The sequence below is a fragment of the Rhizobium sp. 21-4511-3d genome, from assembly GCF_053522545.1.
Genome location: NZ_JBNWCF010000001.1, coordinates 723,474 through 735,647, shown reverse-complemented (window position 1 = coordinate 735,647; position 12,174 = coordinate 723,474). Strand labels below are relative to the sequence as shown.

Below are 12,174 nucleotides of genomic sequence, written 5' to 3'. Positions count from 1 at the left end.
GGACTGCCTTTCGATACCGTTCGGGATTACCAGCGATAATGCGAGAACGCACGGTTGGCGTCAGCCATCTTGTGCGTGTCTTCGCGCTTCTTGACCGCGGAACCACGGTTGTTGGATGCGTCGAGAAGCTCGCCCGACAGACGATCGATCATGGTCGTTTCGTTGCGCTTGCGCGCAGCGGTAATCAGCCAGCGAATAGCAAGGGCCTGGCGGCGCTCAGGGCGGACATCAACCGGAACCTGATAGGTCGCACCACCGACGCGGCGCGAGCGGACTTCGACGTGCGGGGCAATGTTGTCGAGGGCGGCGTGGAAAACGACCAGCGGCTCCTGCTTGGACTTGCCCTGTACGGAGTCAAATGCGCCGTAAACGATGCTTTCAGCAACGGACTTCTTACCATCGAGCATGATGGCATTCATGAACTTCGTGACAACCAGATCGCCGAACTTGGGATCCGGGTTGATTTCACGCTTTTCTGCTCTGTGACGTCTGGACATACTTCTCGTCTCTTAATTGTTAGGGCGCTCAACCACGCGGAGAACCTCGCGCAGCGCCGGGGATTTCAAAACCGAAATTACTTCGGACGCTTCGCACCGTACTTCGAACGGCGCTGCTTGCGGTTCTTGACACCCTGGGTATCGAGAACGCCGCGGATGATGTGGTAACGAACGCCCGGCAAGTCCTTGACGCGGCCGCCACGGATCATGACGACAGAGTGTTCCTGCAGGTTGTGACCTTCGCCCGGGATATAGCCGATGACTTCGAAGCCATTGGTCAGGCGGATCTTGGCGACCTTACGGAGAGCCGAGTTCGGCTTCTTCGGGGTCGTGGTGTAGACGCGGGTGCAGACGCCGCGCTTCTGCGGGTTTTCCTGCAGAGCAGGAACCTTATTGCGCTTTACGTTCGCCTGACGCGGCTTGCGGATAAGCTGGTTTACGGTAGGCATTCAACCATCCCTTACGTTAATCTGTACCCTTTCGGGCGTAAATCGCGCCGTCTCCGGCAAGATCACACGCTAGTCTCAATGCGCAAAACGTGGCCCGATCCGCTTTCGCAGATGGACCACCGAGGGCAGAGGACGCAAAAGACATGCGTCATGCGTGCAGGCATCATATCTTCAACGTGCGTTTCGAACCTTGTTTGAGGAGAACTCCAGGGCAAGGCGCCCCAGAAAGCCATGCCTCACATGGGTTCCGATGGCGCGGGTACTACTGGTTTCCCTCACCTACGTCAAGGCCGCGCCGGAAATAATCTTTAACGGAATGCCTTGAAATGCCGGGCTATCGCCCTCTTTGCAGAGGTTCCAGCGGAATTTTGAAGCACCCAGCCAAGTTCAACTTGGGGCCGACATGAAAAGCCGCTAAGGAATCGGCGATTGCAAGCGAAATCCGCTGAGAGCGGATTCGTATTTTCGAATCGTCACGTACCCGAAGGACATGAGCATGATCGCGAGCCCAGACAATGACAACAATTCCGAAGGCCCGATGATCTTCATCATCATCGGCAAGGGCTACGAGACGGATGGTAGCGAAGGCGTCGACCTGCACGTCATGCTGAAGGCCGCCGACGACGACAGCGCGGTGCGCGAGGCGCTCAACGCGCTCGCCGAAGAAGGCTTCATCGAAGCCGACCTCGACCAGATCGGCATGCTGACCGAAGTGCCGGAAGAAGAGCCGCACGCCTCGGCCTATCAGGGCGCCCTCGAGGGCGAAGTCTCGATCATCCGCTTCAGCTGATAAGCCGCGGCCTAATCGCCGCCCGGAAACAGCACCGCTTCATAATTCATCGCACCGCTGACTATGTGCAGGATGTGAACGGTGCCCTCGCCCGCCGTATAGAATATATTGTAGCGGCCATACACAGCGCGGCGAATGCCGGACGCCTCGTGTCTCGGCACCAGAGCATAGGCAAGCGGATGATCAGCGATCCGCTTGCAGTGCCATTCGATCTCCTCGACGAAAGACAGGGCGCGGCGCGGATTATCCTTGGCGATGTAGTCGCCTATGGCGAACAGATCCCGGCGGGCTTCTTCCGCAAAGACCAGTTTCATTCGCCATCCGCCATGCGCTTGTAGCGCTCCTTCATCTCGGCAAAGACATCCTCTGCGGCATGGACGCGGCCCGCTTCGATATCCGCCCTGCCCCGTGCCAGCGCCGCATCCATGAGAGCGAGCTGCTTCTCGCGCTCCTCGACCAGGCGCACGCCTTCGCGCAGCACCTCGCTCTTCGAGTTGTAGCGGCCGCTTTCGACGAGCCGCTTTACCACCGCTTCCAGATTTCCAAGTTCAACGCTTTGAGCCATAGCAGCCTCCGATAACTATTATCGGACCGGTCTTGTTCTTTGGCAAGTCCGGCTTGCATGCGTGCCAACGGTCCGCGGCCAATATGCCGCAGCCTTTGACACCGTTCTGTCATCTTCGCCAAACAATCCTCGGTTACCCGCGGGATGCATTATTGCCCCAAGGAGTCTCCCGATGCGTTCCATTTCCAAATTCGTTGCTTTCGGCCTCGCGGCCGCGATTGCCTTTTCGGCCCCGGCCTTTGCCGAAGAGAAGGCCAAGCCCTTTACCGACAATACCGAAGTCAACCTTTTGAACCTGCTGCCGCCGCCGCCGGCCAATGATTCCGCCAAGACCAAGGCCGAGATCGGCGAACTCCTGAAGATCCAGGTGACGCGCACGCCCGAGATGGAAGCCCGCGCCGTTGCCGATGCAGAAGAGAATGTCTGGCGCTATGCCGACGTGATCGACAATCCGAAGTTCACCAAGGAGAACCTGCCGAAGTTCTCTGCCTTCTTCGACCGGATCGTCGAGACCGAAGCCGCCGTCGTCGACCCGGCCAAGGACGTCTGGAAGCGCACCCGCCCTCACCTCCTCTATCCGGATCTCGTCAAGCCGGTCGTTCCGCTCTCCAAGTCCGGTTCCTATCCGTCAGGCCACACGACGCTCGGCACGCTGATGGGCGTCGTTCTCTCCAACATGGTTCCGGAGAAGAAGGATGCGATCATGGCGCGCGCCTGGGAATACGGCTGGAACCGCGTGATCGGCGGCATCCACTACCCAACCGATATCGAAGCTGGCCGCATTGCCGGTATCGCGACGGCACAGACGATCATGCAGCATGATGACTACAAGGCGGAATACGAAGCTGCCCGCACCGAGCTGCGCACCGTTCTCGGCATGTGATATCGCCAGCATATGATCTGAAGGCCGCGGCGAGAGCTGCGGCCTTTTGCTTTGCTGAAATCTGACGAGCTGAACTTTTCGGCGCCCTTGCCGTTCACCGGAGACATTTGCACTGTCCTGGGGAGGCACCGATGGCTCGATGCGAATATTGCGAGCGGGAGATCCCGCCGGGCCTGCTGATCTGCCCACAATGCGGGCGGCGGCCGCCGGGCGATGAGGAGCGAAAGCGGCGGATGAAGCGGATCTCCGTCGTCATCGGCATCACCGCCGTCTTCATGCTGCTGCTTCTACTGCGCGATGCAGCCATGCGCGGGACGATCCCGCACTTTTCCTAAGCCCTAAAAGAAAAACCGCCCGGATTGCTCCGGGCGGTTTTCGATTTCCAAGACGCTGGTCGCTTATTCGGCGGCCGGAGCGTTTTCGGCAGCCATGTCCTGCAGCATCGGCGTGGCCGATTCTGCACCGCTGCCCTTGCGGCGCTCTTCGAGGATCATCTCGTCGCGCGACGTGGCGATGCGACGGATCTGGGTCATCGTACCGCCGGTACCAGCCGGGATGAGGCGGCCGACGATGACGTTTTCCTTCAGACCCTGCAGGCCGTCGGTCTTGCCGGCGATCGCAGCTTCCGTGAGCACCTTCGTCGTTTCCTGGAAGGACGCGGCGGAGATGAAGGACGGGGTCTGCAGCGATGCCTTGGTGATGCCGAGCAGAACCGGATCGCCGTAAGCAGGCTTCTTGCCCTGTTCGATCAGGCCGTCGTTGACGTCCTCGAGCTCGATACGATCGACGTTGTCGCCGACGATATAGGTCGAGTCGCCTGCATCGGTGATTTCCACCTTCTGCAGCATCTGACGGACAATCACTTCGATGTGCTTGTCGTTGATGACAACGCCCTGCAAGCGGTAGACTTCCTGGATTTCGTTGACCAGGTACGAAGCGAGTGCTTCGACGCCCTTGATCGCCAGGATGTCGTGCGGAGCCGGGTTACCGTCGAGGATGTAGTCACCCTTTTCGATATAGTCGCCTTCCTGAAGGTGGAAGGGCTTGCCCTTCGGGATCAGGTATTCGACCGGCTCGACACCGTCTTCCGCCGGCTCGATGATGACGCGGCGCTTGTTCTTGTAGTCGCGGCCGAGGCGGATCGTACCATCGATCTCAGCGATGATGGCGTGATCCTTCGGACGGCGGGCCTCGAACAGTTCGGCAACGCGCGGCAGACCACCGGTGATGTCCTTGGTCTTGGCGCTTTCCAGCGGCGAACGTGCGAGAACGTCACCCTGGGAGACCTTCGTGCCCGGCTCGACCGACAGAATGGCATCGACCGAGAGCAGGAAGCGGGCGTCACCACCACGCGACAGCTTCATGACATTGCCGCTGGCGTCCTTGATGACGATTGCCGGCTTCAGGTCGGAACCGCGCGGCGTCGAGCGCCAGTCGATAACCTGACGCTTGGTGATGCCGGTGGATTCGTCGGTCGCTTCGAGAACGGAGAGACCGTCGACCAGGTCTTCGAACTGAACGGTACCGGCTACTTCCGTCATCATCGGACGGGTGTAGGGGTCCCACTCTGCCAGACGCTGACCGCGCTTGACCTTGTCGCCTTCGTCGACATGCAGCTTCGAACCGTAGGCGACGCGCTGCGAGGAGCGCTCCACACCACGCTCGTCCAGGATCTGGACGGTCATGTTGCGGCCCATGGCAACGAGGTTGCCTTCCGAGTTACGCAGAACGTTGCGGTTCTTGATCTGGATCGTACCTTCGTACGAGGCTTCCAGGAACGACTGGTCGACCACGTTTGCCGTACCACCAAGGTGGAACGTACGCATGGTGAGCTGCGTGCCCGGCTCGCCGATCGACTGAGCCGCAATGACGCCGACTGCTTCGCCCATGTTGACAGGCGTACCGCGAGCAAGGTCGCGGCCGTAGCAGACCGAGCAGACGCCCGTCTGAACTTCGCAGGTCAGAGCCGAACGGATGCGGATCGACTGGATACCAGCCTTTTCGATCTCGATGACATCGGGCTCGAGGATCATCTTGCCAGCGTCGACAAGACGCTCGCCGGTGATCGGATGATCGATGTCGTCCAGAGCCGTACGGCCGAGGATACGAGCGCCGAGCGAAGCAACGACCTGACCGGCATCGACGATGGCGGTCATGGTGAGGCCCTTGTCGGTGCCGCAATCCACGAGGTTGACGATGCAATCCTGCGCGACGTCGACGAGACGGCGGGTCAGGTAACCGGAGTTAGCCGTCTTCAGAGCGGTGTCTGCCAGACCCTTACGGGCGCCGTGCGTCGAGTTGAAGTACTCGTTGACGGTCAGACCTTCCTTGAAGTTCGACGTGATCGGCGTTTCGATGATTTCGCCCGACGGCTTGGCCATGAGGCCGCGCATGCCGCCCAGCTGGCGCATCTGGTTCGGAGAACCACGGGCACCCGAGTGCGACATCATGTAGATGGCGTTCATCGGCTTCTGGCGGCCGGTGTTCGGATCGAACTCGACAGCCTTAATGCGGGCCATCATGTCTTCAGCGACCTTTTCGGTAGCCTTGCCCCAGGCGTCAACGACCTTGTTGTACTTCTCGCCCTGAGTGATCAGGCCGTCGTTGTACTGCTGCTCGTATTCCTTGACCAGGTTTTCGGTGTCGCCAACGATCTTTGCCTTGGTTTCCGGAATGACCATGTCGTCCTTGCCGAACGAAATGCCGGCGCGGCAGGCATGGGCGAAGCCGAGCTGCATGATGCGGTCGCAGAAGATGACCGTGTCCTTCTGGCCGCAATGACGGTAGACCGTGTCGATCATCTTGGAGATGTTCTTCTTGGTCATTTCCTGGTTGCAGACGTCGAAGGTCACCTTGCCGTTCTTCGGCAGGAGTTCGCCGATGAGCAGACGGCCCGGAGTCGTTTCATAGATCTTCGAGTACGGCTTGCCGTCCTCGCCGATCGACTTGAAGCGGCCGCGGATCTTGGTGTGCAGCGTCACGACCTTGTTTTCAAGCGCGTGATGCAGCTCGCCGAGATCGGAGAAGGCCATGCCTTCGCCCGGCTCGTTCTGGTTCATGATCGCGAGATAGTACAGGCCGAGAACCATGTCCTGCGACGGAACGATAATCGGTGCACCGTTTGCCGGATGCAGGATGTTGTTCGTCGACATCATCAGAACGCGGGCTTCGAGCTGGGCTTCGAGCGACAGCGGCACGTGAACGGCCATCTGGTCACCGTCGAAGTCGGCGTTGAAGGCCGTGCAGACGAGCGGGTGCAGCTGGATGGCCTTGCCTTCGACCAGGGTGGGTTCGAAGGCCTGGATACCCAGGCGGTGCAGCGTCGGTGCGCGGTTCAGGAGAACCGGATGCTCGCGGATGACCTCGTCGAGGATATCCCAGACTTCCGGCTTTTCCTTTTCAACCAGCTTCTTGGCCTGCTTGACTGTCGAGGAGTAACCCTTGGCGTCGAGGCGGGCGTAGATGAACGGCTTGAAGAGCTCGAGCGCCATCTTCTTCGGAAGACCGCACTGGTGCAGCTTCAGTTCCGGACCGGTCACGATGACCGAACGGCCGGAATAGTCGACGCGCTTGCCGAGCAGGTTCTGACGGAAGCGGCCCTGCTTGCCCTTGAGCATGTCGGACAGCGACTTCAGCGGACGCTTGTTAGCGCCGGTGATGACGCGGCCACGGCGGCCGTTGTCGAACAGCGCGTCCACAGATTCCTGCAGCATGCGCTTTTCGTTGCGGATGATGATGCCCGGAGCGCGCAGTTCGATCAGGCGCTTCAGACGGTTGTTACGGTTGATGACACGGCGGTACAGATCGTTCAGATCCGACGTCGCGAAACGGCCGCCATCGAGCGGAACGAGCGGGCGCAGGTCCGGCGGGATGACCGGGACGACCTTCATGATCATCCATTCCGGACGGTTGCCCGATTCCATGAAGTTCTCGACGATCTTCAGGCGCTTCATCAGCTTCTTCTGCTTGAGATCCGACGTGGTGTCGGCAAGCTCGGAGCGCAGATCGCCAGCGATCTTCTCGAGGTTCATCGATGCCAGCATCTCGTAGATGGCTTCAGCACCGATCATGGCGGTGAACTGGTCTTCGCCGTATTCGTCGACGGCCAGCATGTACTCTTCTTCCGTCAGGAGCTGGTGCTCCTTGAGCGCGGTGAGGCCCGGCTCGGTGACGATGTAGTTTTCGAAGTAGAGAACGCGCTCTACATCCTTCAGCGTCATGTCGAGCAGGGTCGAGATGCGCGACGGAAGCGACTTCAGGAACCAGATGTGGGCAACGGGAGCGGCGAGCTCGATGTGGCCCATGCGCTCACGGCGAACGCGCGACAGCGTGACTTCGACGCCGCACTTTTCGCAGATGATGCCCTTGTACTTCATGCGCTTGTACTTGCCGCACAGGCATTCGTAGTCCTTGATCGGTCCGAAAATGCGCGCGCAGAAGAGACCGTCGCGTTCCGGCTTGAACGTACGGTAGTTGATGGTTTCCGGCTTCTTGATCTCGCCGTAGGACCAGGAGAGGATCTTCTCCGGCGATGCGATAGAAATTCGAATGCTATCGAAATTCTGTGCAGGCACCTGCGGATTGAAAAGATTCATGACCTCTTGGTTCATGCCTGTCTCCTTCATGGGCGGATGCGCCCTTAGCTTGCGATCGACGGCGGCAAATCCCGGGAGCCGCGCCAACGCTCAAAACGACAATAACCGCAGAATGCGGCGAAATCGTCCCTGCCCGGCCAACACGTTACGGGGCCAGAGCGGGAACGGTGTGCGCTGATTTACAGCGCACACCCTATCAGATGGTTACTCGGCTGCGTCCGGCAGCTGGCTCGCCTGCTGTTCATCGACCTTGGAGTTTTCCAGTTCGACAGACAGACCGAGCGAGCGCATTTCCTTGACGAGAACGTTGAAGCTTTCGGGGATACCCGCTTCGAACGTATCGTCGCCACGGACGATGGCTTCGTAGACCTTGGTACGGCCGGCGACGTCGTCCGACTTGACCGTGAGCATTTCCTGCAGCGTGTAAGCCGCACCGTATGCTTCCAGTGCCCAGACTTCCATTTCGCCGAAGCGCTGACCGCCGAACTGCGCCTTGCCGCCCAGCGGCTGCTGGGTAACGAGCGAGTAAGGACCGATCGAACGGGCGTGGATCTTGTCGTCGACAAGGTGGTTCAGCTTCAGCATGTAGATGTAGCCAACCGTGACCTGACGGTCGAACTGCTCGCCCGTACGGCCGTCGTAAAGGGTCGACTGACCGCTTTCCTTCAGACCGGCGAGAGCCAGCATCTCGTTGACGTCACCTTCATGCGCACCGTCGAAAACCGGCGTTGCGATCGAAACGCCGCGCTTCCACTGGTCGGCAAGACGCAGGACCGACTCGTCGTCGAAATCCTTGACCTGCTCGGCCTTCGGACCTTCGCCGACAACGTCGCCGATCGTCTTGCGCAGAGGCTCGATGTTGCCGCTCGCCTTGTAGGCTTCCAGCATGTCGCCGATCTGGCGGCCCATGCCGGCGCAAGCCCAGCCGAGATGCGTTTCGAGAATCTGACCGACGTTCATGCGCGACGGCACGCCGAGCGGGTTCAGAACGACGTCGACATGCGTACCGTCTTCGAGGAACGGCATGTCTTCGACCGGCACGATACGCGACACGACACCCTTGTTGCCGTGACGGCCGGCCATCTTGTCGCCTGGCTGGATCTTGCGCTTAACAGCGACGAAGACCTTGACCATCTTCATGACACCAGGAGGCATTTCGTCGCCGCGCTGGACCTTCTCGACCTTGTCCATGAAGCGCTGTTCCAGGCGCGACTTGGATTCGTCGTACTGGCCACGCAGAGCTTCGAGTTCGCTCTGGACCTTCTCGTCTTCGACGGCGAACATCCACCACTGCGAGCGGGGATATTCGGAGACGACGGCGTTCGACAGCTCGGTGCCCTTCTTGAAGCCCTTCGGGCCCGCGATGGACATCTGGCCGCGAAGCATGTCGATCAGACGGCCGTAGACGTTACGGTCGAGGATCGCCTGTTCGTCGTCGCGGTCCTTTGCAAGACGCTCGATCTCTTCGCGCTCGATTGCCATCGCGCGCTCGTCCTTCTCAACGCCGTGGCGATTGAAGACGCGCACTTCGACGATCGTGCCGTAGGTGCCGGGCGGCATGCGCATGGACGTGTCGCGCACGTCGGATGCCTTTTCACCGAAGATGGCGCGCAGAAGCTTCTCTTCCGGCGTCATCGGGCTTTCGCCCTTCGGCGTGATCTTGCCGACGAGGATATCGCCCGGCTGAACTTCGGCGCCGATGTAGACGATACCGGCCTCGTCGAGGTTCTTCAGCGCTTCTTCCGAAACGTTCGGAATGTCGCGCGTGATTTCTTCCGGACCAAGCTTGGTGTCACGGGCCATCACTTCGAATTCTTCGATGTGAATGGAGGTGAACACGTCGTCAGCAACGATACGCTCGGAGAGCAGGATCGAGTCTTCGTAGTTGTAACCGTTCCACGGCATGAACGCGACGAGCGCGTTGCGGCCGAGCGCGAGATCGCCCAGGTCCGTCGACGGGCCGTCGGCGAGGATGTCGCCGCGGTTGACAACGTCACCGACGGTGACCAGCGGACGCTGGTTGACGCAGGTGTTCTGGTTCGAACGCTGGAACTTCTGCAGGCGGTAGATATCGACGCCGGACTTGCCAGCCTCGAGGTCTTCCGTCGCACGGATAACGATACGCGTCGCGTCGACCTGGTCGACAACGCCGCCGCGGCGGGCGCCGATAGCAGCGCCGGAGTCGCGGGCAACGACCGGCTCCATGCCGGTGCCGACGAACGGAGCTTCGGCACGCAGTAGCGGAACGGCCTGACGCTGCATGTTCGAGCCCATGAGAGCGCGGTTGGCGTCGTCGTTTTCCAGGAACGGGATGAGAGCGGCTGCGACCGAAACGACCTGCTTCGGCGAGACGTCCATCAAGTTCATGCTGTCGCGCGGAGCAAGCATAACTTCGCCGGCGTGACGGCAGACGACGAACTCGTCAACGAAGGAACCGTCCTTCTCGAGCGCGGCGTTGGCCTGTGCGACGTAGTACTTCGCTTCTTCCATGGCCGACAGGTAGAGAACGTCGTTCGTCACCTTGCCATCGACGATGCGGCGGTACGGGCTTTCGATGAAGCCGTACTTGTTGACGCGCGCAAAGGTCGCCAGCGAGTTGATGAGACCGATGTTCGGACCTTCCGGCGTTTCGATCGGGCAAATACGGCCGTAGTGGGTCGGATGAACGTCGCGGACTTCAAAGCCTGCGCGCTCGCGGGTCAGACCACCCGGGCCAAGTGCCGAGAGACGGCGCTTGTGGGTGATTTCCGAAAGCGGGTTCACCTGGTCCATGAACTGCGACAGCTGCGAGGAGCCGAAGAATTCGCGGACGGCAGCTGCTGCCGGCTTGGCGTTGATCAGATCCTGCGGCATGACCGTGTCGATTTCGATCGAGGACATGCGTTCCTTGATCGCGCGCTCCATGCGGAGCAGGCCGAGACGGTACTGGTTTTCCATCAGTTCGCCGACAGAGCGAACGCGACGGTTGCCGAGGTTGTCGATGTCGTCGATTTCGCCCTTACCGTCGCGCAGTTCGACGAGCATCTTGACCACGGCCAGGATGTCGTCCTTGCGCAGGATGCGGACGGTGTCGTCGACCTGGAGGTCGAGACGCATGTTCATCTTCACGCGGCCGACGGCGGAGAGGTCGTAACGCTCCGCATCGAAGAACAGCGAGTTGAACATGGCTTCGGCCGATTCCATGGTCGGCGGTTCACCCGGACGCATGACGCGGTAGATGTCGAACAGAGCGTCCTGACGGTTCTCGTTCTTGTCTGCGTGCAGCGTGTTGCGGATGTAGGCGCCGACATTGATGTGGTCGATACCGAGAACCGGGATTTCGTCGAAACCGTTCGACAGGATGACCGGCAGGGTCTTCTCGTCGATTTCGTCGCCGGCTTCGAGATAGATCTCACCGGTCGAGTAGTTGACGATGTCTTCGGCCAGGAAGTTGCCGTACAGGTCGTCGTCGGACGCCTTGAGGGCCTTGAGACCCTTTTCGGAGAGCTGGCGGAGCAGACGCGGGGTCAGCTTCTTGCCGGCTTCGACAACGACTTCGCCGGTGTCGGCGTCGACCATCTCGGTGATCGCCTTGGCGCCACGCAACGTTTCCGGCTTGAAGGGAATGCGCCAGCCTTCGCCGTCGCGCTTGTAGAGCGACTTCGTGTAGAAGGTGTCGAGGATTTCCTCACCGTCCATGCCGAGGGCCATCAGCAGCGACGACACCGGAATCTTGCGGCGGCGGTCGATACGGGCATAGACGATGTCCTTGGCGTCGAATTCGATATCGAGCCAGGAACCACGATACGGGATCACGCGGGCAGCAAAGAGCAGCTTGCCGGAAGAATGGCTCTTGCCCTTGTCGTGATCGAAGAACACGCCCGGCGAACGGTGCATCTGCGAAACGATGACGCGCTCGGTGCCGTTGACGATGAACGTACCGTTGTTGGTCATGAGCGGCATGTCGCCCATGTAGACGGACTGTTCCTTGATGTCCTTGATGGACTTCGCGCCGGTATCCTCGTCGATATCGAACACGATGAGGCGCAGCGTCACCTTGAGCGGCGCTGCGTAGGTCAGGTCGCGCTGACGGCATTCATCGACGTCGAACTTCGGCGGCTCGAATTCGTAGGAAACGAATTCCAGCATCGAAGCGCCGGAGAAATCCGTGATCGGGAAAACAGACTTGAAGACGGCCTGAAGGCCTTCGTCAGGGCGGCCGCCCTTGGGCTCTTCAACCATCAGGAACTGGTCGTAGGACGCCTTCTGAACCTCGATGAGGTTCGGCATCTCTGCGACTTCGGGGATTTTACCAAAAAACTTGCGTACGCGCCTACGACCGTTGAACGAAAGGGTCTGAGCCATCGTCGCTCCTTCAAAAATTGCATCCGGGCCTGCAACGGACGGGAACCGATG

9 protein-coding genes are annotated in these 12,174 nt (G+C 60.1%); 3 read left to right on the top strand and 6 right to left on the bottom strand.

The annotated features are described in order from the left end of the window. Nucleotides 1-26: 26 nt before the first annotated feature. Both rpsG and rpsL read right to left on the bottom strand, forming a co-directional pair. Nucleotides 27-497, bottom strand: a complete 471-nt coding sequence (rpsG, locus tag ACQZ5H_RS03890) for a 30S ribosomal protein S7 (RefSeq protein ID WP_112716896.1) — start codon at nucleotides 495-497, stop codon at nucleotides 27-29. A 77-nt stretch (nucleotides 498-574) separates the two neighbouring features. After that, nucleotides 575-946 carry a 30S ribosomal protein S12 gene (rpsL, locus tag ACQZ5H_RS03885; RefSeq protein ID WP_003547537.1) on the bottom strand — a complete coding sequence of 124 codons (372 nt, stop codon included), beginning with the start codon at nucleotides 944-946 and terminating at the stop codon, nucleotides 575-577. A 496-nt stretch (nucleotides 947-1,442) separates the two neighbouring features. On the opposite strand from rpsL, the gene ACQZ5H_RS03880 reads away from it, so the two are divergent. After that, entirely contained in the window at nucleotides 1,443-1,736 is a 294-nt protein-coding gene (locus tag ACQZ5H_RS03880; protein WP_112716928.1) for a transcriptional regulator, read from the top strand. Nucleotides 1,737-1,747: 11 nt separating this feature from the next. Here ACQZ5H_RS03880 and ACQZ5H_RS03875 read toward each other — a convergent pair whose 3' ends face one another. Both ACQZ5H_RS03875 and ACQZ5H_RS03870 read right to left on the bottom strand, forming a co-directional pair. Then, nucleotides 1,748-2,050: a type II toxin-antitoxin system RelE/ParE family toxin gene (locus ACQZ5H_RS03875; protein ID WP_413709326.1), complete on the bottom strand. Its 303-nt coding sequence runs from the start codon at nucleotides 2,048-2,050 to the stop codon at nucleotides 1,748-1,750. Next, the gene (locus ACQZ5H_RS03870) at nucleotides 2,047-2,301 is read right to left on the bottom strand and encodes a type II toxin-antitoxin system ParD family antitoxin (protein WP_199630022.1); all 255 of its coding nucleotides are present in this window, start codon (nucleotides 2,299-2,301) and stop codon (nucleotides 2,047-2,049) included. Before ACQZ5H_RS03870 ends, ACQZ5H_RS03875 begins: the two co-directional genes overlap by 4 nt. A gap of 172 nt (nucleotides 2,302-2,473) precedes the next feature. Here ACQZ5H_RS03870 and ACQZ5H_RS03865 point away from each other — a divergent pair, with 172 nt between their 5' ends. Together ACQZ5H_RS03865 and ACQZ5H_RS03860 are read left to right on the top strand one after the other, a co-directional pair. Beyond that, nucleotides 2,474-3,184, top strand: coding sequence for an acid phosphatase (locus ACQZ5H_RS03865; protein WP_112716902.1), 711 nt, complete (start codon nucleotides 2,474-2,476; stop codon nucleotides 3,182-3,184). Between the two features lie 131 nt (nucleotides 3,185-3,315). After that, the gene (locus ACQZ5H_RS03860; protein WP_449096773.1) at nucleotides 3,316-3,519 is read left to right on the top strand and encodes a hypothetical protein; all 204 of its coding nucleotides are present in this window, start codon (nucleotides 3,316-3,318) and stop codon (nucleotides 3,517-3,519) included. Nucleotides 3,520-3,582: 63 nt separating this feature from the next. On the opposite strand, the gene rpoC is transcribed toward ACQZ5H_RS03860, so the two are convergent. Both rpoC and rpoB read right to left on the bottom strand, forming a co-directional pair. Beyond that, nucleotides 3,583-7,794, bottom strand: a complete 4,212-nt coding sequence (gene rpoC, locus ACQZ5H_RS03855) for a DNA-directed RNA polymerase subunit beta' (RefSeq protein ID WP_130282491.1) — start codon at nucleotides 7,792-7,794, stop codon at nucleotides 3,583-3,585. Nucleotides 7,795-7,983: 189 nt separating this feature from the next. After that, nucleotides 7,984-12,123 (bottom strand): DNA-directed RNA polymerase subunit beta, encoded by a 4,140-nt coding sequence (rpoB, locus tag ACQZ5H_RS03850; protein ID WP_112716906.1) that lies wholly within the window; start codon nucleotides 12,121-12,123, stop codon nucleotides 7,984-7,986. Nucleotides 12,124-12,174 lie beyond the last annotated feature (51 nt).